The 22,969-nt window shown below is 71.8% G+C and carries 23 protein-coding genes, 2 tRNA genes and 1 other RNA gene; 10 read left to right on the forward strand and 16 right to left on the reverse strand.

Annotated elements, in window-relative coordinates:
* Positions 1 to 6 precede the first annotated feature (6 nt).
* From GA0070215_RS18385 to ffs, 5 genes are all read right to left on the reverse strand, one after another.
* Positions 7 to 1,668: an ABC transporter substrate-binding protein gene (locus tag GA0070215_RS18385; protein ID WP_018786543.1), complete on the reverse strand. Its 1,662-nt coding sequence runs from the start codon at positions 1,666 to 1,668 to the stop codon at positions 7 to 9.
* A 322-nt stretch (positions 1,669 to 1,990) separates the two neighbouring features.
* The gene (recR, locus tag GA0070215_RS18390; protein WP_013289050.1) at positions 1,991 to 2,584 is read right to left on the reverse strand and encodes a recombination mediator RecR; all 594 of its coding nucleotides are present in this window, start codon (positions 2,582 to 2,584) and stop codon (positions 1,991 to 1,993) included.
* An 8-nt stretch (positions 2,585 to 2,592) separates the two neighbouring features.
* Positions 2,593 to 2,901, reverse strand: coding sequence for a YbaB/EbfC family nucleoid-associated protein (locus GA0070215_RS18395; protein ID WP_018786541.1), 309 nt, complete (start codon positions 2,899 to 2,901; stop codon positions 2,593 to 2,595).
* A gap of 108 nt (positions 2,902 to 3,009) precedes the next feature.
* Entirely contained in the window at positions 3,010 to 6,030 is a 3,021-nt protein-coding gene (locus tag GA0070215_RS18400; protein WP_091047846.1) for a DNA polymerase III subunit gamma and tau, read from the reverse strand.
* Between the two features lie 108 nt (positions 6,031 to 6,138).
* An RNA gene (gene ffs, locus GA0070215_RS18405) (signal recognition particle sRNA small type) lies at positions 6,139 to 6,228 on the reverse strand.
* 81 nt (positions 6,229 to 6,309) lie between these two features.
* Here ffs and GA0070215_RS18410 point away from each other — a divergent pair.
* Positions 6,310 to 6,394, forward strand: a tRNA-Ser gene (locus tag GA0070215_RS18410).
* A 64-nt stretch (positions 6,395 to 6,458) separates the two neighbouring features.
* On the opposite strand, the gene GA0070215_RS18415 is transcribed toward GA0070215_RS18410, so the two are convergent.
* Both GA0070215_RS18415 and GA0070215_RS18420 read right to left on the reverse strand, forming a co-directional pair.
* Positions 6,459 to 7,679: an RNA polymerase sigma factor gene (locus GA0070215_RS18415; RefSeq protein WP_091047849.1), complete on the reverse strand. Its 1,221-nt coding sequence runs from the start codon at positions 7,677 to 7,679 to the stop codon at positions 6,459 to 6,461.
* Complete coding sequence (locus tag GA0070215_RS18420; protein ID WP_091047853.1) at positions 7,676 to 8,008, reverse strand: YciI family protein; 333 nt, start codon at positions 8,006 to 8,008, stop codon at positions 7,676 to 7,678. The genes GA0070215_RS18415 and GA0070215_RS18420 overlap by 4 nt, the downstream gene beginning before the upstream one ends.
* Before the next feature lie 187 nt (positions 8,009 to 8,195).
* Between GA0070215_RS18420 and GA0070215_RS18425 the strand changes: the two genes are divergently transcribed.
* From GA0070215_RS18425 to GA0070215_RS18435, 3 genes are read left to right on the forward strand one after another with little or no spacing between them, the layout of a single operon-like run.
* Positions 8,196 to 8,708, forward strand: coding sequence for an NUDIX domain-containing protein (locus GA0070215_RS18425; protein WP_091047856.1), 513 nt, complete (start codon positions 8,196 to 8,198; stop codon positions 8,706 to 8,708).
* Between the two features lie 51 nt (positions 8,709 to 8,759).
* Complete coding sequence (locus GA0070215_RS18430) at positions 8,760 to 9,374, forward strand: hypothetical protein (protein WP_091047860.1); 615 nt, start codon at positions 8,760 to 8,762, stop codon at positions 9,372 to 9,374.
* Positions 9,371 to 9,895 (forward strand): hypothetical protein, encoded by a 525-nt coding sequence (locus tag GA0070215_RS18435; RefSeq protein ID WP_091047863.1) that lies wholly within the window; start codon positions 9,371 to 9,373, stop codon positions 9,893 to 9,895. The genes GA0070215_RS18430 and GA0070215_RS18435 overlap by 4 nt, the downstream gene beginning before the upstream one ends.
* 42 nt (positions 9,896 to 9,937) lie before the next feature.
* Here GA0070215_RS18435 and GA0070215_RS18440 read toward each other — a convergent pair whose 3' ends face one another.
* Entirely contained in the window at positions 9,938 to 11,047 is a 1,110-nt protein-coding gene (locus GA0070215_RS18440; protein WP_141708214.1) for a hypothetical protein, read from the reverse strand.
* A gap of 83 nt (positions 11,048 to 11,130) precedes the next feature.
* Positions 11,131 to 11,217, reverse strand: a tRNA-Ser gene (locus GA0070215_RS18445).
* Positions 11,218 to 11,292: 75 nt separating this feature from the next.
* Here GA0070215_RS18445 and deoD point away from each other — a divergent pair.
* Positions 11,293 to 12,000 (forward strand): purine-nucleoside phosphorylase, encoded by a 708-nt coding sequence (deoD, locus tag GA0070215_RS18450; RefSeq protein ID WP_091047867.1) that lies wholly within the window; start codon positions 11,293 to 11,295, stop codon positions 11,998 to 12,000.
* A 97-nt stretch (positions 12,001 to 12,097) separates the two neighbouring features.
* Here the strand turns inward: deoD and GA0070215_RS18455 are convergent, their stop codons facing one another.
* The 4 genes from GA0070215_RS18455 to GA0070215_RS18465 all read right to left on the reverse strand — a co-directional run bounded on the left by GA0070215_RS18455 (position 12,098) and on the right by GA0070215_RS18465 (position 13,999).
* Positions 12,098 to 12,541 (reverse strand): nucleoside deaminase, encoded by a 444-nt coding sequence (locus tag GA0070215_RS18455; RefSeq protein ID WP_208600374.1) that lies wholly within the window; start codon positions 12,539 to 12,541, stop codon positions 12,098 to 12,100.
* A 178-nt stretch (positions 12,542 to 12,719) separates the two neighbouring features.
* Entirely contained in the window at positions 12,720 to 13,241 is a 522-nt protein-coding gene (locus GA0070215_RS18460; RefSeq protein WP_026268163.1) for a tRNA adenosine deaminase-associated protein, read from the reverse strand.
* A 122-nt stretch (positions 13,242 to 13,363) separates the two neighbouring features.
* The gene (locus GA0070215_RS28485) at positions 13,364 to 13,534 is read right to left on the reverse strand and encodes a hypothetical protein (RefSeq protein WP_018786529.1); all 171 of its coding nucleotides are present in this window, start codon (positions 13,532 to 13,534) and stop codon (positions 13,364 to 13,366) included.
* Positions 13,535 to 13,606: 72 nt separating this feature from the next.
* Complete coding sequence (locus tag GA0070215_RS18465; RefSeq protein ID WP_018786528.1) at positions 13,607 to 13,999, reverse strand: hypothetical protein; 393 nt, start codon at positions 13,997 to 13,999, stop codon at positions 13,607 to 13,609.
* A 76-nt stretch (positions 14,000 to 14,075) separates the two neighbouring features.
* Here GA0070215_RS18465 and GA0070215_RS18470 point away from each other — a divergent pair, with 76 nt between their 5' ends.
* Positions 14,076 to 14,816: a M23 family metallopeptidase gene (locus GA0070215_RS18470; protein WP_091047875.1), complete on the forward strand. Its 741-nt coding sequence runs from the start codon at positions 14,076 to 14,078 to the stop codon at positions 14,814 to 14,816.
* Positions 14,817 to 14,874: 58 nt separating this feature from the next.
* The gene (locus tag GA0070215_RS18475) at positions 14,875 to 15,945 is read left to right on the forward strand and encodes a PHP domain-containing protein (protein ID WP_091047878.1); all 1,071 of its coding nucleotides are present in this window, start codon (positions 14,875 to 14,877) and stop codon (positions 15,943 to 15,945) included.
* A 3-nt stretch (positions 15,946 to 15,948) separates the two neighbouring features.
* Here GA0070215_RS18475 and GA0070215_RS18480 read toward each other — a convergent pair whose 3' ends face one another.
* Positions 15,949 to 16,923 carry an EamA family transporter gene (locus tag GA0070215_RS18480; protein WP_018786525.1) on the reverse strand — a complete coding sequence of 325 codons (975 nt, stop codon included), beginning with the start codon at positions 16,921 to 16,923 and terminating at the stop codon, positions 15,949 to 15,951.
* Positions 16,924 to 16,997: 74 nt separating this feature from the next.
* Between GA0070215_RS18480 and GA0070215_RS18485 the strand changes: the two genes are divergently transcribed.
* Positions 16,998 to 18,668, forward strand: coding sequence for a DUF885 domain-containing protein (locus GA0070215_RS18485; RefSeq protein WP_091047880.1), 1,671 nt, complete (start codon positions 16,998 to 17,000; stop codon positions 18,666 to 18,668).
* A gap of 267 nt (positions 18,669 to 18,935) precedes the next feature.
* On the opposite strand, the gene pgfA is transcribed toward GA0070215_RS18485, so the two are convergent.
* On the reverse strand, positions 18,936 to 20,087 hold the full coding sequence (gene pgfA, locus GA0070215_RS18490; protein WP_026268160.1) for a cell envelope lipid trafficking protein PgfA: 1,152 nt from the start codon (positions 20,085 to 20,087) through the stop codon (positions 18,936 to 18,938).
* 113 nt (positions 20,088 to 20,200) lie between these two features.
* On the opposite strand from pgfA, the gene GA0070215_RS18495 reads away from it, so the two are divergent.
* Positions 20,201 to 21,430 (forward strand): acyltransferase family protein, encoded by a 1,230-nt coding sequence (locus GA0070215_RS18495; RefSeq protein ID WP_091047885.1) that lies wholly within the window; start codon positions 20,201 to 20,203, stop codon positions 21,428 to 21,430.
* A 134-nt stretch (positions 21,431 to 21,564) separates the two neighbouring features.
* Positions 21,565 to 22,761 carry a glycosyltransferase family 4 protein gene (locus GA0070215_RS18500; RefSeq protein ID WP_091047888.1) on the forward strand — a complete coding sequence of 399 codons (1,197 nt, stop codon included), beginning with the start codon at positions 21,565 to 21,567 and terminating at the stop codon, positions 22,759 to 22,761.
* Here the strand turns inward: GA0070215_RS18500 and GA0070215_RS18505 are convergent.
* Positions 22,746 to 22,940, reverse strand: coding sequence for a hypothetical protein (locus GA0070215_RS18505; protein WP_026268157.1), 195 nt, complete (start codon positions 22,938 to 22,940; stop codon positions 22,746 to 22,748). The genes GA0070215_RS18500 and GA0070215_RS18505 overlap by 16 nt on opposite strands.
* Positions 22,941 to 22,969: the final 29 nt, after the last annotated feature.

Raw genomic sequence — 22,969 nt, forward strand, 5'->3', positions numbered from 1 at the left:
TTCAGATCACTTGAACTCTGCGGTCGCGTACCGCTCGTCGGTGAGCGGGCTCGCCTTGATCCCGGTCACGTCCTTGCCGAACACGATCGCCGGCGGGGAGTGCGAGATCGGCACACCCGGCAGGAAGTCCATGATCGTCTTGTTCAGTGCCTTGTACTTCTCCGTCCGGGCCGCCGCGTCGGCGGTGGTGTCGGCGTCCTTGAACTGCTCGAACAGCGGGGCGTTGTTGAAGCCCCACTCGTCCTTCGGGCGGTCGAAGAAGGTGCCGATGAAGTTGTACGCGTCGCCGTAGTCACCGGTCCAGCCGAGGAAGTGCAGGTCGTGCTTGTTGCCGGAGGTGGTGGCGTTGAGGTAGTCCGGGCTCCACTTCAGCGGGATGGCCTGGACGTTGATGCCGACCGCCTTGAGGTCCGCCGAGAGCAGCTCGAAGATGTCCTTCGGGTTCGGCATGTACGGCCGGGTGACCTCGGTCGGGTAGTGGAACTTCAGCGTCAGGTTCGACGCGCCGGCCTCGGCCAGCAGGGCCTTGGCCTTCTCCGGGTTGTAGTCGTACTTGGTGACGTCGCCGTTCCAGCCCTCGACGGTGTCCGGGAAGAAGTTCATCGCGACCTTGGCGCCCGGGGGCAGCTTCGAGTCGACCAGGGCCTGCCGGTTCAGCGCGTGCGCGATGGCCTGGCGGACCTTCAGGTCGGCCAGCTTCGGGTTCCCCTTCTGGTTGATCGCCAGGTAGAGGATGTTGAAGGCGGGCCGGGTGAGGACGTTGAAGCCCTCCTTCTTCAGCGGCTCGACGTCGGCCGGGCCGACCAGGTCGTAGCCCTGGATGTCACCCGAGCGGAGCGCCTGCTTGCGGGCGTTCTCGTCCGAGATCGTCTTGAAGATGATGGTCTTCAGCTTGGCCTTGTCGCCGTGGTAGTCGTCGTTGCGCTCGATGGTGAGCGTCTTGTTCGCGATGTCCCACGCCTTGAACTTGAACGGGCCGGTGCCCGTCGGGTGCTCCATCGCGTACGCCGGGTACTTGATGTCCTCGGCGGTGCCGGTCACGTTGCTGGCGTCGTACTGCTCCATCGCCTTCGGGCTCTGGATCGAGAACGACGGCAGCATGAGCGCGGCCGGGATCTTGCTGGAGACCCGCGTGAACGCGAGGTCCACAGTGGTGGCGTCCTTGGCGGTGCAGGACTTGAAGAGGCTCGGCGGCAGGTCCGGGTTCTCGTTCTTGGCGAACCCGCCCATGACGTCCTGCCAGTACGCGGTCACGTCCGGGCTCTGCATGAGGCCCTTGGCGTTGTACCAGCGGTCGAAGTTGGCGCAGACGGCCTCGGCGTTGAAGTCGGTGCCGTCGTGGAACTTGACGCCCGAGCGGAGCTTGAAGGTCCAGGTCGTGCCCGCCGCATCCGGCGTCCAGGACTCGGCGAGGCCCGGCGTCACCTTGGTGCCGCCCTCCTCCGGACGGACCAGGGTCTCGAAGACCTGGCGCGCCACGCGCAGCGACTCACCGTCGCTGGCGAAGCTGGGGTCGAGCACCTTCGGGTCTCCGGCGACGCCGAAGACGAGGGTGTCCTTCTTGCTATCTCCGGAGCCACTCTCACGGTCGCTCTCGGCGCAGCCTGCAACCGCGAGGGCCGCGACCGCGACGGCCGCGATTGCGACCTTCGGCCTGGATGCACGCATGGTGCTTCACCTCGTCCTTGGGGGTACGGACAACGTGGTGACAGGGTCACCGATGTGCGCAGACCTTAGCCCTCGGGTGGACGGCGCGGAAACGGGCGGGGGGCGGGTTGGTATCGAATCGTGTCTGTTCCGCAACGAGGCATACGAATCGAAGGAGAATCCCTTCCGCTGCCGAGCTTTCGTCGGTTTGAAGGGCGAATTTATTACGTCGATCCGGTCCCGGACGCACGCTCCTGTCAGATCGACCGATGTCCCGGTCCGACCCGCAGACACGTCCGGCGGGCACCCCGAAGGGCACCCGCCGGAGACGGCACCACTGAATTCAGACGGCCCGCCGGCCCTCGAAGGCCCGGCCCAGCGTGATCTCGTCGGCGTACTCCAGATCGCCGCCGACCGGCAGTCCACTCGCGAGCCGGGTCACCGCGATCCCCATCGGCTTGACCATCAGCGCCAGATAGGTGGCGGTGGCCTCGCCCTCGGTGTTCGGGTCGGTGGCGAGGATCAACTCGCGGACCTCGCCGCCGCCGAGGCGGGTCATCAGCTCACGGATCCGCAGGTTGTCCGGGCCGATGCCCTCCAACGGATTGATCGCACCGCCGAGCACGTGGTAGCGCCCACGGAACTCGCCGGTCCGCTCGATCGCCACCACGTCCTTCGGCTCCTCGACCACACAGAGCACCTCGTCGGTACGCCGTGGGTCGCGGCAGATCCGGCACTGCTCCGACTCGGCCACGTTGTAGCAGGTCGTGCAGAACCGGACCAGGTCCTTGACCTTGCGCAACGCGCCGGCCAGCCGGTTCACGTCGGCCGGATCCGCCGACAGCACGTGGAACGCGATCCGCTGGGCGCTCTTCGGGCCCACGCCCGGCAACCGGCCCAGCTCGTCGATCAGATCCTGGATGGCACCCTCGTACATCTGCCGGCTCAGAACCCGGGCAGGCCGAGGCCGCCCATGCCGCCCGCGACCGGGCCCATCTTCTGCTCGGTCAGCTCGCGGGCCGCCTCGGCGGCGTTGTGCACGGCCGCGACCACCAGGTCCTCGAGCGTCTCCACGTCCTCCGGGTCGACCGCCTTCGGGTCGATCTTGATCGCCTTCAGCTCACCGGTACCGGCGACAGTAGCGGTGACCAGGCCGCCGCCGGCGGTGCCGGTCAGCTCCGCCTCGGCCAGCTCGGCCTGGGCCTTGGCGATCTGCTGCTGCATCTTCTGCGCCTGCTTCAGCATCTGCTGCATGTTCGGCTGTCCACCTGGGCGCACGGACCGCTCCTTCTTCCACTCGTCTGCTCGGCCGCGCCCAGCCTAGTCGGGCCACGGCACCGCTGATCCGCGGCCGGCGCGCACTCAGCGCGCGTTCACCTCGTCGATCTTCTCCGCCCCGAACGTCTCGCGCAGCAGCTGCACCGCCTGCTCCTCGCTCGACTGCCGGGCCGTCCGCTCGTCGATCACGTCGTCCAGCGGCTCGTCGCCCGGATCGAACCCCTCGTAGGCGGGCGCCGCCGCCGGCGCGCCCCCGCCCCGTAACGGGCCGTCGAAGTCCGGGTCGTAGGGCGGCTCGCCCGCCCACTCGGCATCGGCCGTCTTCCGCGCCGGCTGCGCCGCGCGCGGCCCCTTGCCGGGACCACCGCCCGCAGCGGCCGCCGCAGCCGCGGCACGCGCCGCCGCGATCGCGCTGTTCTTCGCGCCCGCCGGCCTCGACCCACCGGCAGGCGCCGGCGCCGCCGCAGGTGCGGCAGGTTTGGGTACGACGACAGGCGCGGTGGCGGTCGCCGTGCCCCCGCCCGGACGGGCCGCCGCCGGCCAGTCCTCCCCGTCGCCGGTGCTCGCGGCCGGGGCGGTGCCGGTCGCCGGTGCCGTGCCGGTCGCCGCGCCACCGGGCCGGGCCGGCTCCGGCCAGTCCTCCTCGCCGGCCTGGTCAGCGGCAGCGGTCGCCGCCGGCCGGTGCGAGGCGTCCGGCGAACCCGCACCGGCCCGGCCCGCCGGTCCCCCGGCCTGGCTTCCCGCACCTCGGCCACCGGTGGCCGGGTCATCCCCGGCCCGGTTGCCCGTGGTGCCGCCCGAGCCGGTCGCCAACTGTCCCGGGGCGCCGCCGACTGCATCACGTCCGGCGGCGCCGGAGTCCGGACGGCCCGGCCCGGCGTGGACCGAACCCGGGCGGCCTGGTCCGGTGTCGGAGCCGGGACGGTTCGGTCCCGCATCGGCTGCGGCCGAGCGGGAGGCGCCCTCGTGGACGTGATCGGAGGGCGTTTGCACGGTGCCGGCCGCACCGGAGGCAGGCCGCCCGTACCCGGCGTCAGCCGCGCCCGCGTCCGGATGGACACGCCCAGCGTCGGCGACCGGACGGCCGTCAGCGGTGCCCGCCGTCCCGGTGTCCGGTCGACCGGGCGCGGTGTCGGCTGCCGGGCTGGCCGAAGCGCTGTCGGACGGGTTGCGGGCCGGTGCGGCGTCGGCCTGCGCGCGAGCCGCTCCGGACGGGCGGGACGGGCCACCGAGTGAGGAACCGCCGCGCTCGCCCGCCACCTCGCAGCGGATCTGCCAGCGACCGCCCAGCTCCTCGTAGAGCGCGTCGGTCAGCACTGCGGCGTGGTCGGCCATCATCTTCGCCAGCACCGTCGACTTCACCGTCAGCACGAGCGTGTCGCCGTCCAGGTCGCGTACCACCGCGTCCCGCATCAACGCGGCGATCCGCTTGTTGCTGCGGTTGACCTTGCCGACCACCTCGGGCCACACCCGGCGCACCGCTACCGCGTCGAGCGCGCCGGGGTTGCCGGCGCCGGGGCGTGGCGGCTCGGGCGTGGCCGGGTCGGGCATCACCGCTGACTGCGGCACCGGGCGCCGGGCGGGAACGTCGGAGGCGGCAGCCGCCGGGCCGTAAGCGCCCGGGTCGACGGTGGCCCGGTCGGGAGCGGCCGGGGCAGCGGGAGCGGCCGGGGCAGCGGGACCGGCCTGCGGGCCGCCTGCCGGCTCCGTCACGGCGGGAGCCGGCCGGGAACCGGGTGCGGCGTTCCGGGTACCCGCCGCAGCGGCGGCAGCGGCACGGGCGGCAGCCGCGCCGGTCGGGGCACCGGCAGCCGCCGGCGTGCCGGCGGAATCCGGGTGGACCGCGGCGGCAGCCGCGCCCGGGGCGGGAGCCGCCGGGCGTACCGCATGGGTCTGGGTGGGGTGCGCGGAGTCGGCGGCGGCCGGCGGCAGGTCGGCGCCCCCGAGCGTCAGCCGGCGCTCCATCCGTTCCAGGCGCTGGAGCAGGCCGCCGGAGGAGTCGTCCGCGCCGGGCAGGAGCATGCGCGCGCAGATCAGCTCCAGCAGCAGCCGGGGCGCGGTGGTGCCGCGCATCTCGACCAGGCCGTTGTGCACGATGTCGGCGCAGCGGGACAGCGTGGCCGGGCCGAGGCGCTGCGCCTGGGCGGCCATCCGCTCGATCTGGTCGGCCGGGCCGTCGATGAGGCCCCTGGCTGCGGCGTCGGGCACCTGCTGCAGGACGATCAGGTCGCGGAGGCGTTCCAGCAGGTCGGAGGCGAAGCGGCGCGAGTCGTGCCCGGCCTCGGCGACCCGGTCGACGGTGGCGTACGCGGCGGCGCCGTCACCGGCGGCGAGCGCGTCGCACATCTCGTCGATCAGCGCGGCGTCGGTGACACCGAGCAGCGCGGCGGCCCGGGCGTAGCCGACGCCCTCCGGGCCGGCGCCCGCGATGAGCTGGTCGAGCACGGAGAGACTGTCGCGCATGCTGCCCCCGCCGGCGCGCACCACGAGCGGGAAGACCGCCGGCTCGACCTTGACGCCCTCCGCCTCGCAGAGCTGCTCCAGATAGGGGCGGACCACCTTCGGCGGAAACAGCCGGAACGGGTAGTGGTGGGTCCGCGACTTGATCGTGCCGAGGACCTTCTCCGGTTCGGTGGTGGCGAAGATGAACTTGACGTACTCCGGCGGCTCCTCGACCAGCTTGAGCAGCGCGTTGAAGCCGGCCGACGAGACCATGTGCGCCTCGTCGATGATGTAGATCTTGAAGCGGCTGCGGGCCGGGGCGAAGAATGCCTTCTCGCGCAGCTCGCGGGCGTCGTCGACACCACCGTGGCTGGCCGCGTCGATCTCGATGACGTCGATCGAGCCGCCGCCGTCGGGAGCCAGCCCGCGGCACGAGTCACACTGCCCGCACGGCTCGGGGGTGGGGCCCTGCTCGCAGTTGAGGGAGCGGGCCAGGATCCGGGCGCTGGAGGTCTTGCCGCAGCCACGCGGGCCGGAGAAGAGGTAGGCATGGTTGAGCCGCCCGCTACGCAACGCCTGCGACAGCGGCTCGGTGACCTGCTCCTGGCCGATCATCTCGGCGAACGTCCGCGGCCGGTACTTGCGGTAAAGGGCCAGTGCCACCCGTCCCGCCTCCTCTCGAGGAGAGCCATTCTGCGCCGGTCGGCCCCGGGTGACCACCCACCACCCCGTGACCCGACCCGCAGCGACGTTACCCGGCCCGGGAGACAGAAAGGCCTCCCGTGCACCCGGCAGAGCTCGCTTATCCTTGCTGCCTTCCGGCCCTGGGGAGGTTCACGAGGTACCGCCGCACGGGAGGTGACGCCAAGCCTACCCGAAGGGTTGTGGATCTTCCGGGAGGGTGGGGTGGCCCGCCGCCGGGAGACCTGTATCCTGGCTCGCGGAGGATTCGCCTAGAGGCCTAGGGCGCACGCTTGGAAAGCGTGTTGGGTTCACACCCTCACGAGTTCGAATCTCGTATCCTCCGCTCGCAGACGTCAGGGTCGGCTCCCGCACGGGACCGGCCCTGAGTCGTTTCTCCGCGGCGCCCCTCACCGGCCGCCCAACTGGTCCCGCCGCCGCCTCAGGTACGCCGTCTCCGCACTGTTCCCCGCCAACTCGATCGCCCGGTCGTACGCCGCCCGCGCCTCCCCGCCTCGCCCCATCCGCCGCAGCAGCTCGGCACGCGTCGCGTGGTACGCGTGGTAACCGTCCAGCGGCAACACGTCCACCTCGGCGAGCGCGACCTGCGGCCCGTCCAGTTCGGCGACCGCCACCGCCCGGTTGAGCCGCACGATCGGCGACGGGTCGACGCGTACCAGATGGTCGTAGAGCGCGGCGATCTGCGCCCAGTCGGTGTCCCGCGCGTCGCGGGCGTCGGTGTGGACGGCGTTTATGGCGGCGAGGATCTGGTAGCGGCCCGGCGGCCGGCCGGCGGCGATGCACGCGCGGACCAGGGCGTGCCCCTCGGCGATGAGTTCGCGGTCCCAGGCGCTGCGGTCCTGCTCGGCGAGGACGACGAGTTCGCCCGTCGCGGAGACCCGGGCGGGCCGGCGGGCCTCGGTGAGCAGCATCAGCGCCAGGAGGCCGACGGCTTCGTGGTCGTCGGGCAGCAGCATACGGACCAGGCGGGTCAGCCGGATCGCCTCGGCGGTCAGATCGGCACGCACCGCATCCTTGCCCGGATCGGAGGCGAGGTAGCCCTCATTGAAGATCAGGTAGAGGACGGCGAGCACGCCGCCGACCCGGGCCGGGAGGTCCTCGCGGGACGGCACCCGGTACGGGATCCCGGCCGCCCTGATCTTCGACTTGGCCCGGGTGATCCGCCTGCCCATGGCGGACTCCTGGACCAGGTACGCCCGGGCGATCTCCGGCACGGTGAGGCCGCCGACCAGGCGCAGCGTCAACGCCACCCGCGCCTCCACGGCCAGCGCCGGGTGGCAGCAGGTGAAGATCAGGCGGAGCCGGTCGTCGTCGATGACACCGAGCGGTTCCGGGGCGGCGGCCAGCATCAGCGCCTCCCGGTGCTTGTCCTCACGCCGGCTCTCGCGCCGGATCCGGTCGACGGCCCGCCGGTACGCGGTGGTGGTGAGCCACGCGCCGGGGTTCGGCGGTACGCCGTCGGCCGACCACCGTTCGACAGCGGCGGCGAACGCCTCGGCTGTCATCTCCTCTGCGACGTCGAGATCGCCGATACGCCGGGCGAGCGTGGCGACCACCCGGGCCCACTCCTCGCGGTGGACCCGGGTGAGCGCCTCGCCGACGTCTGTCACGCGCTCAGGAACGGCCGCAGCTCGACCCGCCTGTTGCACCGCTGCGACGCCAGCGCGGCGAGCGGCAGCGCCACGTCGAAGTCCGGCGCCTCGATGATCCAGAACCCGCCGACGTACTCCTTCGTCTCCACGTAGGGCCCGTCGGTCAGCACCGGGTTCCCGTCCCGTGCGTCCACGACGGTGGCCGTCTCCGGCGCCGCGAGCCCACCGGCGAAGACCCAGTGGCCGTCGGCGCGCAACCGCTCGTTGAACTCACCGATCGCGGCCATCTCCGCCTCGGTGGCCGAGCCGGTCGTGTCGTCGAGTACGGAGATCAGGTACTGCGCCATCGGTCCCTCTTTCGCTCTCGTCGGCCGCCGCCCGGGCCGCCGTCACCCCGGCTACGAACGCCGCCACCCCGATCCGACAGCCCCCGACGAGGTCGATCACGCAATTCTCGTACGCGTCACCAGCCGGGAGCGGAGATGGGTGGCGCTGCCGCTGCCGACCGGCTGAGGGCAGCCGACAATCGTCGGTATGACCGAGGAGCGTCCCCTGCACGAGCGAGATCCGGCAGCCTGGCAGGCCCACCTCGCCGAGGGCAACGCGCGGCAGCCCCGGAAGCGGGTGGGAGCCGACGTACTGCTGCGCAACGGTGACGGCGACATCCTGTTGGTGGATCCGCGCTACAAGCCGGACTGGGACCTGCCGGGCGGCATGGCGGAGGCGAACGAGCCGCCGCACCTGGCCGCCGAGCGGGAGGTACGTGAGGAGTTGGGTCTCGAACTGCGCGTCGGACCGCTGCTCGTGGTGGACTGGGTGGCACCGCACGGCCCGTGGGACGACAGTCTGATGTTCATCTTCGACGGCGGCGCACTGCCTTCCGCCGAGCCGCTGAAACCGGCTGACGGCGAACTGGCCGACGCACGATTCGTTGCGCTCGATGATGCGCAGGCGTTGCTTCGCCCGTACGTTTGGCAGCGGCTGCGTCACGCGGCGGCCGCGCTGAGCGACGGACGCCCGAGGTACCTGACCAACGGAACCACCTGAAACCGTCGTACACATGTTCCATCCACAGCCTGTGGACGCCGAGAGGACCGGATGAGTTACCAGCTCAGCGCCGTGGTCGCCGACGTCGAGCTGCTTCGCGAGCAGACCGCCGACCTGGACCACGCGGTGCTCGCCGCGCTCCGCCAGGACTTTGCGCTGCTGCCGGTCACCCCGCAACTGGTGCAGGAACTGACCGGCGGCCTGCCGGACTACGCCATCGACGAGCCGCACGCCGAGCGCCCGTTCCGGCTGGTGCTGTCGCCGCCGCTGGCCGAGGTACTGGCCCGCTGGTCGAGGAGCGGCCCGGTGGCGTACCTGGAGGCGGAGTTCGCGGGCGGCCTGGGCCACCAGTCGGCGGTGGTCTGGCTGGGCGGCGAGGTGAGCTGGGGCCCGCGGTACGACGCCGCGCTGGACCGGCCGCGGACCGAGTGGCCGATCAACACGGCGCTGGCCCGGCTGGGCGCGGAGCCGGGCGCGTGGATCGACCCGTTCGCCGAACTGGGCCTGCACCTGGAACGCGACACGGACGGCTGGCTGGCGCACGGCCGGCGCGGACTGTCCGCCGACTACTGGGACGAGCTGGCCGAGGAGTGGGAACTACGCCAATCCGACCAGCAACAGCAACCTCATCGCCCCGGTCCCGTTGGTGACTGGGGGATTGCATGAAACTACGACAATTCGGCTTTATTGCCGCACTGCTTGCTGCCGCGTCCGCAGCCGGCAGCGGCGTTCATCCACAGTGGCCGGTTCGTCCGGTCGGCGCCGCTCAGGTGGTCAGCCTGGAGGGCCTGCGCAACGCGGAGTTCGGTGACACCGAGGCGGACCTGACGAGACGCGGCATGCTGCGCGCCGACGAGGAGGAGGCATGCGGGCCCGCGCTCGTCGGGCACGGATCGGTCAGCCCGATCTTCGTCGACGACCGGCTCGTCCTGCTCTGGCTCGACGACCCGATGAGCACACCCGAGGGCATCAGCGCCGGCACGCCGGTCGGCGAGGTCCGCGCCGCGTACCCCGGCGCCGTCGACCTGCCGGCGCCGCCCGGCAGTCACCGCTTCGCCGGGCTGCTCGCCCGCGACGGCGACCGCGCGTACCTCTTCCTGCACGACGGGGTCACCGTCCGCGAGATCATCGCCGGGTACGCGGACTGGGCCCGCCGCCTCTTCGACGAGGGCTACGGCCCCTGCTGACCACACGCGTCACGGGTCAGCAGGGGCGAACAGCGCGCTCTGCTACCGGTGAGCACCCGCCACTACTGTGACAACCTTCGTCCGGCCCGAGCTACTGGCTACGAATCGGTCCGACGGCGAATAACCGACGAGGAAGTATCCGCTCTGGATAGGGACGACGTCTGCTGCAAACTGGCCCTTGGCATCGGTGTTCAGCGGGCCGTAGGTGGCGTGACACCCGTTGTCGTCGCACAGAGTCAGGTAGATGTCGTTGACCTGGTTGGCATGCGGGGCCCAGCCGGAGGCGGTGAGCCACGACAGCCGCCCGGAGAGCCGGACGCTCTGCCCCGCGGCCACCCGGGTGCGGTTCACCGTTGCTGTGACTCGGGTCTGCCGGGGGTCGATGGTGATCGGGAAGAACTGCTGGGGAATGTACTCGAAGTACGGCCGGTCCAGGGAGTAGGAGTAAGAGATCTCCACTTCCGGGCTGAGGGCGTAGATGGTGACCGTCTTGCTGAACGAGCCGTCGGACGCAGTGCTGGCCGGGGTCGGCTCGAAGCTGTTGTTGACCTCGACCGGGAAGTCGACGAGCGGCCGGACCTCGCCGGTGCCCGGCCAGCGGCCCTTGAGCACCCCCCGGACAGTGACCTGCCGGTTGTCGTAGTCGACGGTGCTGGGGTTGACCGTCACATCCTCCAGGAAGGTGACGACCCGGTAGAGGATCCACCCGGCCCGCTCCTGCCGTACGTGGTTGCCCGCAACGTCGGTCACCTCGACGTGCACGAGGTAGTCGCCGAGCGCGTCGAGAATCAGGGGCGCCGACGTGCGGAAGACGGTCTTCTCCGGAGTCTCCGAGTGGAGCACGAAGTCCGTGGAGCGCGCGACCAGTGCTCCGGTCTCCTCGTCGACGAGTTCCGCACGGATCTCGGCAACCGGCTGAGACGAGGTGACGGAGACGAACAATCTTCCGAGGTCGTCCGACGAGTCGTTGTAGGCAGAGTTGACCTGCAGGACATCGGCGGCCTGGGCGGAGGCCGGCGAGTTGAAGGCCAACAAGACAGCGGCGAGAACGCCGACAGCAAGGACCGATCTGATCTTCATTTGTCCCCCGTGCAGAGCCCGCCGACTGCCGGCGGGAGCCGACAACAGTTGTAGTGCATCGACCCTCGTCACGCAACCGGCTTGCCGAACGGGGCACAAGCGGAACGCCCGGTGCGATCCTCGCGGATCGACCGGGCGTTCTCGCTGTTCACGAGCGGTGGCGGCGGGATTTGAACCCGCGGAGGGCGTAAACCCTCACACGCTTTCGAGGCGTGCTCCTTAGGCCACTCGGACACGCCACCGCCGACGAGGGTACAGGACCGCCGGCTTGGACGCCGAACCGGTGTCCCTCGGCCCGGCCTGGCAGGATCTTTGCCATGAGTACGCACATCGGCGCTGAGCCGGGAGAGATCGCCGAGCGGGTCCTGATGCCGGGCGACCCGCTGCGGGCCAAGTGGATCGCGGAGACCTACCTGGAGGGGGCCCGCTGCTACACGACGGTGCGCGGCATGCTGGGCTTCACCGGCCGGTGGAACGGTGTCGACGTGTCCGTCCAGGGCTCCGGCATGGGCATGCCGTCCGCCTCGATCTACGCCCACGAACTGGTGAACGAGTACGGCGTGAAGTCGCTGATCCGGGTCGGTTCCTGCGGCGCCCTGAGCGAGGATCTGCAGCTGCGGGACGTGGTGGCGGCGATCGGCTCGTCCACCGACTCGAACATGAACCGGATGCGTTTCGACGGGCTGATCGACTACGCCCCGGTGGCCGACTTCGGGCTGCTGCGTACCTCGGTCGAGGTGGCCGAGCGGCGCGGCATCAGCATGCGGGTGGGGCCGATCCTGGCGGCGGACGCCTTCTACACGGACCGGCCGGACCTGTACGACACGCTCGCCGACTACGGCGTGCTGGCGGTGGAGATGGAGTCGGCGGCGCTCTACACGATCGCGGCGCGCTTCAAGGCCCGCGCGCTGACCGTCCTGACCGTCAGCGACCACATCAAGACCGGCGAGAAGACCACGTCGCAGGAGCGCGAGCAGACGTTCGGCCAGATGGTCGAGATCGCGCTGGACACCATCATCGCCTGACCGGATCGATCCTGGGCCGCCCCGTCGCCGCAAGGTGGCGGGGCGGTCCGCGTCACCCGGCACCCCACGCCCGCGAGCGCCTGAGCCGGGGAACCCCTCAGCGGAAGAAGGCGCGCAGCAAGGCCGCGCTCTCGCGTTCCAGCACGCCGCCGTACACCTCGGGGCGGTGCGTGACGCGGCGGTCGCGCAGCACGTCCCAGAGCGACCCGGCGGCGCCGGTCTTCGGTTCCCAGGCGGCGAACACCACAGTCGAGACGCGGGCCAGCGCGATCGCCCCCGCGCACATGGTGCACGGTTCCAGCGTCACCACCAGCGTGCAGTCGTCCAGCCGCCACCGGCCCAGGCGCTGCGCGGCCCGGCGCAACGCCAGCACCTCGGCGTGCGCGGTCGGGTCACCGGTCAGCTCCCGCTCGTTGCGTCCGATCGCCAGTTCGGTGCCGTCGGGTCCGTAGAGCACCGCGCCGACCGGCACGTCACCGGCGTCGGAGGTCGAGGTCGCATCGTCCGGGCCGGTCACCGCGACCTCCAGGGCCCGGCGCATCCACAGCTCGTGCCGCTGCCGACGGCCCACCGCTCCCGGGTCGGCGAGCGCCTCGTCCGCACTCGGGCCGACGCGCCCGGCCCGGCCGGGGGTGGGCTGCCCCGGGCGTACGGTCTCCAGCGCCGGATCGGTCGCGTCGGCCGGTTCGGCGGCACCGGGCGTCAGGGACTCCCCCGGCTCAGACCTCACGCAGCTCCTCGACCTCGTCCCCGCAGCCGAGCACCTGGCAGATCTCGGCTGTCACGTCGGCCGGCATGGAGCCCTCGTGCGCGCACAGCGCGTGCAGCTTCTGCGCCGAGATGCCGAGGTCGGCGAGGAGGTCCGCGTCGCCGACCGGGTCGGCCTCCGGGTCCACCGCGGGCTGCTCGGTGTCGTCGTCGCCGGAGGCGCGCGGCTCGTCGACCTCCTCCAGCCCGGTCACCGAGGTCTTCAGGTCGCCGACGAGCAGCGCACCCAGCCGGGACTCCTCCGCGTACGCCGAGTCCGAGCCGAAGACCCGCAGGTCCTCGCCCTCGTCCAGGCGCAGGACGACCAGGTACGTGTCGTCGGCCTCGACGAACAGCAGCGAGAGGTCGGCGTCCGGCTCGACGTCACGCAGCCGGTCGGCCACCTCTTCGATGTCGGTGACGCCCCGCAGGCTCACCTCACCGGCGGTCCAGCCGCCGTCGACGCGCGCCACGGCAGCAGCGAAGTACGACACGGTCCCCCCAAATCAGCCTCGGCAGCACGCCGACACGTCACGCGATGCACGTTAACCGGTCGGGTCGGCAGCCGAGCGGTCAACGCCCCGTACGGACCGGCCGATCCTTGAGAGAAAGCCGGTCAGCCGACGACGCGCCGACGGGTGGCGATGAGTTGGCGCAGCCGCTCGGTGCGGGCCCGCTGCGGCCGCTGGCGCTGCTGTACCGCACGGGCACCGGCCAACTCGGCGAGGAGTTGCAGGCGACGGCGGCTCCGATCGGGGTCGAGCCGCGGCGGTGTGGTCCAGGCCATACCGCGAGCGTGGACCGTCCCCAGGCGTACGTCAAGGTGGCCTTCGCTACGCAGCGAAACCGGCACCGAAGGTCACCAGAGCGGCCAGTCTCCGGTCTGCGCCCACCGGGTCGCGACGACGGCGGCGGCGATGCTCCAGCCACCCGCGGTGACGATCGCCACGCCCGTCGCCACCCCCCGGTCGCCGTGGCGGACCAGCACCGCGGCGGCCAGCCAGGCCAGACCGCCGGCCAGCAGCGTCCACCAGGCGTAACCGGCCACGCCGCCGCCGACCAGCCCGAACAGCAGCAACCAGGCGAACGCGACAAGCGCGCCGACCGCGACGCTCGCGCCGGTGATCGGGTACGGCTCGCGGTAGCTGGGCCGCGTCGACGTGCTCGACGGGAACAGCCCCGAGGGCGTACGCGGTGGCGGGAACGCCCCCGGACCGGTCCCCTCGGGTCCGCCGTGCCACCCGTGCGTCACCGCCGCCCCCTCTCCCGGACCGTCCGTTCCGCGTTCGGCATTCGTCCCTACGGTAGTGGTCTGTCAGGATGACCGGATGCGCTCGCCATCGATCGGACGCCGCACGCTGCCGGCGTACCCGGTCCTGCTGCTCGTCGCGGCGCTCGCCGCCGGGTGCGCCGCCCCCACCGGGCGCGCCGACAGGTGGCAGGAACCGGGCCCGATCGCGACGGCGGCGCAGCCCGCCGACCCTGCGAGCCCGGCCCCGCCGACCGTTTCCCCGCTGTCACAGGCGCGCACCGACGTGAAGCGGGTCTTCCCGGTACGGGCCGGCGACGTCGCCTACCACCCCACGCACAGCGGCTACCCGGGCACCGACCTGTTCGCCGACTGCGGGGAACCGGTGGTGGCGGTCACCGACGGCGTGGTGCTCGAGGTGAGCCGCGTCGACCGGTTCGACAAGCGCGGACCGCTGGGCCCGGACAACGGCGGGCTCTCCGTCTCGCTGCTCGGCGACGACGGGGTGCGCTACTACGGCTCGCACCTGAGCGCGATCACCGCCGGTGTCGACGCCGGGGTGCGGGTGCGCGCCGGGCAGCAGCTGGGCAAGCTGGGCCGTACCGGCAACGCCAACAACGTCTGCCACCTGCACTTCGGCCTCTCCCCGAAGTGCACCGGCGCCGACGACTGGTGGATCCGCCGGGGCGTGGTCTGGCCGGCGCCGTACCTGGACTCCTGGCGCAAGGGCGGCAACCGCTCGCCGGTCGCCGAGGTCACCGCCTGGCAGCGCAAGCACGGCTGCCCGGCCGCGCCCGGACGGTCCACCCACAGCGGCTGACCGACTCGCGGTCACGGGGCCACGCGGCGGACGGCGTAAGCGCGTAGATTCGGAGGACATGAGTGCTCGGGATCCCCTCGCCGACCTGCGCCGGATCGCGTTCCTGCTGGAGCGGGCGAACGAGGCCACGTACCGGGTCCGGGCGTTCCGGTCGGCGGCGAAGACGCTCGGCGCGCTGCCCGCGGCCGAAATCGCCGAGCGGGCCCGCACCGGCAAGCTGACCGAGCTGTCCGGTGTCGGTGACGTCACCGCCCGCTGCGTGGCCGAGTCGCTGGCCGGCGAGGAACCGGTCTACCTGCGCCGGCTGCTGGCCACCGAGGGCACCGACCTGGACGAGGCTGCGACGAAGCTGCGGGACGCGCTGCGCGGCGACTGCCACACCCACTCGGACTGGTCCGACGGCGGCTCACCGATCGAGGAGATGGCGCTGGCGGCGGTCGAGCTGGGCCACGAGTACCTGGTGCTCACCGACCACTCGCCACGGCTGAAGGTCGCCCGGGGCCTGACCGCGGAGCGGCTGCGCAAGCAGCTCGACCACGTCGCAGCCGTCAACGAGGCGCTGCCGAAGGGCTTCCGCCTCCTCACCGGCATCGAGGTCGACATCCTCGCCGACGGCTCGCTCGACCAGGACGAGGACCTGCTGGCCCGCCTGGACGTGGTGGTCGGCTCGGTGCACAGCGGCCTGAACGACGACCGGGCGAGGATGACCCGCCGGATGCTGACCGCCATCGCGAACCCGCACCTGGACATCCTCGGGCACTGCACCGGGCGGATGGTCTCCTCCCGGCCCGCCGGGGTGACCGGGCCGGGTGACCGGGGGCACCGGGCGCGTACCCGCAAGGAGAGCGAGTTCGACGCGGACGCCGTCTTCGCGGCCTGCGCCGAGCACGACGTGGCCGTCGAGATCAACTCCCGGCCGGAGCGGCAGGACCCGCCGAAGCGGCTGATCCGCCTCGCGCTGGAGGCCGGGTGCCGGTTCGCGATCGACACCGACGCGCACGCGCCGGGACAGCTCGACTGGCAGCGTTTCGGCTGCGAGCGGGCGGCGCTGTGCGGCGTACCGGCGAAGCGGGTGGTGAACACCTGGACGGCCGACCGCCTGGTGAAGTGGACGGCCGGCCGTCGCTGACGGTCAGCCCCGGGTGGCCGGTGCGGCCGTGCGGACGCCGGGCGCGATCACCTCGGGGCGTGGGCGGCGCCGCCCGAACAGGCCCTGGGCGACCGCGACGCCGACGAGCACCACGAACGCGCCCACCGGCTGGTGCCAGTTCATCCGCTCGCCGAGCACCACCGCGCCGACGAGCACCGCGAACACCGGGATCAGGTACGTCACCGTGGAGGCCGTGCTCGCCCCGGCCAACCGGATGTTGCGCATGTTGATCACGAAGGCGAGCCCGGTGCCGAGCGCGCCGAGCGCCAGCACGCTCGCCGCCACGCGCGGGGAGAGGCCGGCCGGCGACGGCGGCGTGCCGACGAACGGCGCGACGATCGCGAGCTGCGCGGTCGCCACCAGCAGCTGGGCCGCCGACAGCGACAGACCGGAGTACGCGCTGCCCGCCACGAACTTCTTCTGGTACGGAATCGCCAGCCCGTAGCAGGCCGCCGCACCGAAGCACATGAGCTGGCCGACGAAGTGGGCGCCGCCCACGCCCTCCCAGACGCCGAGCACCACGAGCACGCCGACGAAGCCCAGCCCCAGCCCGACCGCGCGCCGGGCGGTCAGCCGCTCGGTGCGGAACACCAGCACCGCCAGGGGCAGCACGATCAGCGGCGTGGTGGCGTTCCAGATGCCGGCGAGCATCGACTCGACCCGCTGCTCGCCGTAGCCGAACAGCGTGAACGGCACCGCGACGCCGAACGCGGCCACCACGAACATGTGCGCCCACACCCGCGGGTCGCGGGGCAGCCGGTCGCGCAGCACCGCCAGCACCACGAGCAGCGTCAGCGCGCCGGTGGCCACCCGGTAGAGAGTGAGGTGCACCGGGTGCAGCTCGGCCACGCCGACCTTGATGAACAGGAAGCTGGAACCCCAGATGGCGGCGAGTGCGACGAACCCGGGCAGCCAACTGCGCACCGGGGCCCGGTCAGGAGTGATCTCGACGGTCACCCCTGACACTCTGCCCCAGGGGTACGACGAAGTCGCGCGGTATTCCGGATGCGGGGTCACGTAGGGTTCGCCTCGTGGGACGAATCGATGACCTCGCCAACCGGTACGTGGCCGAGTGGGCCCCGCTGAGCCCGACCGGCGCCACCTACGTCGGCATCGCCGGCTACGACGACCAGCTCGACGACCTGTCGCCCGAGGGTTACGCGGCCCGCGCCGAACTCGCCCGCCGCACGCTCGGCGAACTCGACGTGACCGAGCCGGAGACCGAGTCGGAGCGGACCGCCCAGGAGGCCATGCAGGAGCGCCTCGGCCTGGAGCTGGCCCGCTACGACGCGGGCGAGACCGGCAGCGAGGTCAACGTGATCTCCAGTGGGCTGCACGAGACCCGGATGGTCTTCGACCTCATGCCGACCGACGGCGAGGAAGCCCGGGCGAACGTGGCCGCCCGGCTCAACCGCTTCGCGTCCGCGCTGGACGGCTACAAGCGCACGCTGCGCGAGGCCGCCGCCGCCGGACGGGTCAGCTCGCGGGTGCAGCTCGTCGAGGTCGCCAAGCAGTGCGACGTGTGGGTCGACCCGGACGGCGACAACTTCTTCCACGGGCTGGTCGAGCGGATCGACGCCGACGGCGCGCTCGGCGCGGAGCTGCGCAAGGGCGCCGCCGCCGCGACCGCCGCCACCGCCGAGTTCGGGCAGTTCCTGCGCACCGATCTGGCGCCGGCGGGCCGGGAGAAGCAGGCCGCCGGGCGGGAGCGCTACGAACTGGCCTCGCAGTACTTCCTCGGCGCGAAGGTCGATCTGGACGAGACGTACGCCTGGGGTTTCGCCGAGCTGGCCCGGCTGGAGGCCGAGATGCGGGCGGTGGCCGCGCGGATCGGCGGGCGCGGCGCCTCGATCGACGACGCGGTACGGGCCCTCGACGCCGACCCGGCGCGGACGGTACGCGGCAAGGAGGCGTTCCGGGACTGGATGCAGGCGCTCGCCGACAAGGCGGTCACCGAGCTGAACGGCACCCACTTCGACATCCCCGAGCAGGTACGCCGGATCGAGTGCTGCCTCGCGCCGACGAGCGACGGCGCGATCTACTACACCGGCCCGAGCGAGGACTTCTCCCGGCCGGGACGGATGTGGTGGGCGGTGCCGCAGGGCATCACCGACTTCTCCACCTGGCGCGAGGTGACCACCGTCTACCACGAGGGCGTGCCGGGTCACCACCTCCAGGTCGCCCAGACCGCCGTCCGGGCCGACCTGCTCAACCGCTGGCAGCGGCTGCTGTGCTGGGTCGCCGGGCACGGCGAGGGCTGGGCGCTCTACTCGGAGCGGCTGATGGACGAGCTGGGCTACCTCGACGACCCCGGTGACCGGCTCGGCATGCTCGACGGGCAGGCGCTGCGCGCGGCCCGGGTCGTCGTGGACATCGGCATGCACCTGGAGCTGGAGATCCCGAAGGACAACCCGTTCGGCTTCCACCCGGGTGAGCGGTGGACGCCGGAGCTGGGCTGGGAGTTCATGCGGGCGCACTGCCGGGTGCCGGACGAGAACCTGCGCTTCGAGCTGAACCGCTACCTGGGCTGGCCGGGGCAGGCGCCGTCGTACAAGGTGGGCGAGCGGATCTGGTTGCAGGCCCGGGAGGACGCGAAGGCCCGCAAGGGCGCCGACTTCGACCTCAAGGAGTTCCACCGCCAGGCGCTCGACCTGGGTTCGCTGGGGCTGGACCCGCTGCGCAGGGCGCTGGCCCGGCTCTGAGCCGGTGCCGGGTGCCGGCGGGGCGTCCCGCCACGAGGACGGTGCCGAGCAGCAGGCCGGGGAAGAAGCCGCCGAGGTCGAGCCCGATCAGGGAGTAGACGGTGGTGATCGCCGCGACGATCGAGTAGCGCGACGGAAGCCATCGGACATCTCGCCGTTACAATCGAGTAACGGATGTAAAGTACGTTCGCCCGCATGGGAGATCTCCACGACGGAGGGGTGGACCGCAGCGCGGTCCACCCCTCCGTCGTGCTTCCGGCGTACCGGTCAGCGGCGCTCCACCTCACCGGCACCCGAACGCTGGGCCGGCACGTCGTCCGACCGCCAGTTCGTCGACGCCGGCGGGATCTCGTCGTCGAGCGGGCCGCCCACGGGCTCCTGGTCGACGCGGGTGGGCGTCGGGTCGGAGCTCGGCGCGTCCGCCCGGTGCCGGGCGCTGCCGTCACCCTTGGGCCGGGTCACCAGCCACACGCCCGCGATCAGGGCGATCAGGCCGAGCACACCGGCGATGATCGGGCCCCAGACACTGATCAGGCCGATCTTGAAACGGTTGTCCTGCACCGTCTCGATGCTGCGGCTGATCGTGTCGTCGTTGTAGTTGAAGTCCGCGTCCAGCAGCACGGTGGGGGCGCCGGTGTCCGGGCGCAGCTCCTTGTACTGCTGCTCGCGAACCTTGATGTAGGCGCCGGTCACCGGGTCGACCCAGAGCGTACGGGTGTTGCTGTAGACGATCTGGCCGGTGGTCGCGCCGGGCGCGAACTTGCCCAGCAGCGTCTTGATGCTGTCCTCGGGCGTGTTCAGCGGCTCGTTCTCGATCCGCTGCTCGAAGCGGTACGTCTCGACGCCCTTGATCTTCTCGGTGCCGGTGAACCGCGCCGGGGCCGTCTTCTTCAGGTCGCGGTCGAACACCTGGTAGTCACGCTTGCCGGTGCCGAACGGGAACTTGTAGATCTGGCCGGAGTAACGCACGTTGCCGACCGGGGTCTGCTGCGCGCCGGACTCGTTGAGCCACTGCTCGTCCCACGGCGCCGCCGCGCCGGAGATCCGGTACAGCGCCAGCTCGGTGCTGTACTGGCTGATCACATCCTGGTTGTCGCTGCGCTTGACCGTCTGGAAGACGTTCCAGATGACCCCGTCGCCCGTCAGCTCCTTGGGCAAGCGGTCCTTGGTGTCCTCCGGCTGCGGGATGACCTCGATGCTGGACACGAGATCGGCCTGCGGTACGTCGATGCTGACTCCGCCGGCTTCGGACTTGATCTGTAGGAACTTCGCGCCCTTCGCCTCGGCGACGGACGTCGTTGGTTCCAGGTCATAGGGCAGCTTGGTCACGGCGGGGGCCACGTAGAACGGCAGCCCGGCCGCGAAGACCAGCAACAAGACACCGAGCCCGAAGAGCGCGGCGCCCACGCGAAGCTTCACTCATCCTCCTGTAACCTGCCGCCCTACGGTCTGTCGTCCGGGGCACCCGATCCTTAGCATTGGCGGGAGGTTACTCCCCAGTCACCTGCAAAAGCGACCCCCTGGATGTCCAGATGTCCACAGCCACCACGCCAACAATCCCGGAGCCATCGGTAACGGGCCGTCTTCCCGCCCTCGACGCGCTGCGAGCGATCGGAGCGGTGGCGGTCGTCGGTCACCACGTCGGCTTCCAGACCGCCGTCACCATGAACACCACGTGGGGCGGCTGGCTGGCGCGCCTGGACGTGGGCGTCGCGATCTTCTTCGTGCTCTCCGGGTTCCTGCTGTTCCGGCCGTGGGCGCTCGCTGTCGCCACCGGGCGCCCGCGGCCCCGCACCGAGCGGTACTTCTGGCGCCGCGCGCTGCGGATCGTGCCCGCGTACTGGCTGGCGGTGGTGGTCTGCTTCGTCGTCCTGCCCGGCAACCACCCGGTGTCGGCCGGTGACTGGCTGCGCCACCTCACGTTCACCCAGATCTACGGACCGGGCCAGCTCCGCTACGGGCTCAGCCAGACCTGGAGCCTCGCCACCGAGGTGGTCTTCTACCTGCTCCTGCCGCTGCTCGCCGTGCTCGCCGTGGGCCGCACCTGGCGTCCCGTCCGCACCGTGCTGCTCGCCTCCTCCGGGGCGCTGCTGACCCTCGCATGGGTCGCCATGATGGGCGCGGGCTGGCTCGACAATGCGCTGCACACGATGTGGTTCCCCTCGTACGCCGCCTGGTTCGGCGCCGGCATGGCGCTGGCCGCGGCGCACGTGGCCCTGCGTACCGGCACCGCGCCGGCCGCCTTCCGTGTGCTCGACGACCTCGCCTCGGCGCCGCTCGCCTGCTGGGGTGCCGCGCTCGCGGTGATGGCGATCGCGACGACGCCGATCGCCGGCCCGCGCGACCTGACCGGCCCGACCGCTGTCGAGTTCGGCACCAAGCTGACGCTCTACCTCGTGATCGCCGCCCTGATCACGATCCCGGTGGCGTTCGGCGGCCAGACCCGGGCGAAGGAGGTCTTCAGCAGCGGTTCGGCGCGCTGGATGGGCCTGGTGTCGTACGGGCTGTTCCTGTGGCACCCGCTGGTCATCGAGCTGATCTACCTGCTCGACGACCGGCCGCTGTTCACCGGCGGGTTCCTCGACATCTTCGCCCTGACCATGGTCTTCGGCCTGGCGTACGCCGCGGTCAGCTACTACGGCGTCGAGCGCCCCCTCCAGACGCTCGGCACGCAGCGCCGACGCCGGCCGGCCGGACGCGGACCGGCGGCAGGGTCACCGGCGGCCCCGGCCACCGCGCCGGACGTCGCCGCGCCCGCCTGACAGTGACCGGCTGAACACCGGGCGTCATCCGACGACGCCCGGTGGCTCGACGCCGCCGCTCGGGGCATTGCCGGGCGCGAGTCCCAGCCCTTAATGTGACGCGCACCGCTAAATTACTTGAGAGTAGGGTTCGCGTGGAGCGTCGCTTCGGCATACCCGGACACGTGCTGTTCCTCAACTGGCGAGACACTCGCAACCCCGAGGGCGGCGGTTCCGAGGTGTACGTGGAACGGATCGCCGGCGAGCTGGTTGCACGCGGATTCCGCGCCACCCTGTTCTGCGCCGCGCACCGCGAGGCTCCCGCCGACGAGGTCGACGAGGCGGGCATCCGGTTCGTCCGGCGCGGCGGCCGGCACACCGTCTACCTCTGGGCGGCGCTCTGCTACCTGGCCGGCGCGTTCGGCCTCGGCCCGCTCGCCGCCCGCCGGGGCGGCCGGCCGGACATCCTCGTCGACGTCTGCAACGGCCTGCCGTTCCTCTCCCCGCTCTGGGCCCGGCGACCGGTGGTCAAGCTGATCCACCACGTGCACCGCGAGCAGTGGCCGGTGGTCCTGCCGCAGTTTGCCGCCCGGTTCGGCTGGTGGGTCGAGTCGTCACTGGCGGTACGCGTCTACCGGCGGTGCCGGTACGTCACCGTGTCCGAGGCGACCCGGCGCGAACTCGCCACCCTCGGCGTACCGCCGGAGCAGGTCTCGGTGGTCTACAACGGCACGCCGGAGCTGCCCCGTACCGACGCCGGGCGCGCCCCGTTCCCGCTGCTCGTGACGCTGAACCGCCTGGTGCCGCACAAGCGGGTGGAGGTGGCGTTGCGCGCGGTGGCGGCGCTCGCCGACGAACTGCCCCAGCTCCGCCTGGTGGTCGCCGGGCAGGGCTGGTGGGAGTCGCACCTGCGCGAGGTCGCCGACGAGCTGGACATCACCGACCGGGTCGACTTCCGGGGCTTCGTGACGGAGGAGGAGAAGGCCGCGCTGCTCGCCTCGGCCTGGGTCGCCCTGACGCCGTCGCTCAAGGAGGGCTGGGGGCTGACCATCGTGGAGGCCGGCGCCGCCGGTACGCCCACAGTGGCGTTCCGGGAGGCGGGCGGCGTCGCGGAGGCGGTGGTCGACGGGCGTACCGGCCTGCTGGCCGACGACATCGACGACTACCTGGCGAAGGTGCGCACGCTGCTGCGCGACGACGCGATGCGTCAGGAGATGGGTGCTCAGGCCAGGCGGCACGCGGCGAACTTCACCTGGCCGGTGGCGGGGGAACGCTTCGCGACCCTGCTGGAGACCGCGGACTCGCCCCGCCCGGTACAGCGGCGGGGCGACCCGTCCTACCTGTTGCCGTAGACCTCAGGGGCGTACGGGTCCTGCTTCCCGGTCCGCTTGGCCGCCTCCGAGGCGCTGCGAGCCTCGGTCGCGGCCTCCTCCGCCGTGGCGGTCGCGGCGGCCGAGAGCCCGCCGAGGGCAAGGACCCCCAGCAACGCCGCCACCAGGCCGGACACGACAAGGGTCAAAGCTCTACGCATGCCATTCCTCCGATGGTGAGACGTGCGAG

This window comes from Micromonospora marina, from assembly GCF_900091565.1.
Classification (GTDB): domain Bacteria; phylum Actinomycetota; class Actinomycetes; order Mycobacteriales; family Micromonosporaceae; genus Micromonospora; species Micromonospora marina.

Coding starts and splice junctions, on each gene's coding strand:
- GA0070215_RS18385 (WP_018786543.1), bottom strand. CDS start 1,668: ATGCGTGCATCCAGGCCGAAGGTCGCAATCGCGGCCGTCGCGGTCGCG.
- recR (WP_013289050.1), bottom strand. CDS start 2,584: ATGTACGAGGGTGCCATCCAGGATCTGATCGACGAGCTGGGCCGGTTG.
- GA0070215_RS18395 (WP_018786541.1), bottom strand. CDS start 2,901: ATGCAGCAGATGCTGAAGCAGGCGCAGAAGATGCAGCAGCAGATCGCC.
- GA0070215_RS18420 (WP_091047853.1), bottom strand. CDS start 8,008: ATGGCGCAGTACCTGATCTCCGTACTCGACGACACGACCGGCTCGGCC.
- GA0070215_RS18425 (WP_091047856.1), top strand. CDS start 8,196: ATGACCGAGGAGCGTCCCCTGCACGAGCGAGATCCGGCAGCCTGGCAG.
- GA0070215_RS18430 (WP_091047860.1), top strand. CDS start 8,760: ATGAGTTACCAGCTCAGCGCCGTGGTCGCCGACGTCGAGCTGCTTCGC.
- GA0070215_RS18435 (WP_091047863.1), top strand. CDS start 9,371: ATGAAACTACGACAATTCGGCTTTATTGCCGCACTGCTTGCTGCCGCG.
- deoD (WP_091047867.1), top strand. CDS start 11,293: ATGAGTACGCACATCGGCGCTGAGCCGGGAGAGATCGCCGAGCGGGTC.
- GA0070215_RS18455 (WP_208600374.1), bottom strand. CDS start 12,541: ATGCGCCGGGCCCTGGAGGTCGCGGTGACCGGCCCGGACGATGCGACC.
- GA0070215_RS28485 (WP_018786529.1), bottom strand. CDS start 13,534: ATGGCCTGGACCACACCGCCGCGGCTCGACCCCGATCGGAGCCGCCGT.
- GA0070215_RS18470 (WP_091047875.1), top strand. CDS start 14,076: ATGCGCTCGCCATCGATCGGACGCCGCACGCTGCCGGCGTACCCGGTC.
- GA0070215_RS18475 (WP_091047878.1), top strand. CDS start 14,875: ATGAGTGCTCGGGATCCCCTCGCCGACCTGCGCCGGATCGCGTTCCTG.
- GA0070215_RS18495 (WP_091047885.1), top strand. CDS start 20,201: ATGTCCACAGCCACCACGCCAACAATCCCGGAGCCATCGGTAACGGGC.
- GA0070215_RS18505 (WP_026268157.1), bottom strand. CDS start 22,940: ATGCGTAGAGCTTTGACCCTTGTCGTGTCCGGCCTGGTGGCGGCGTTG.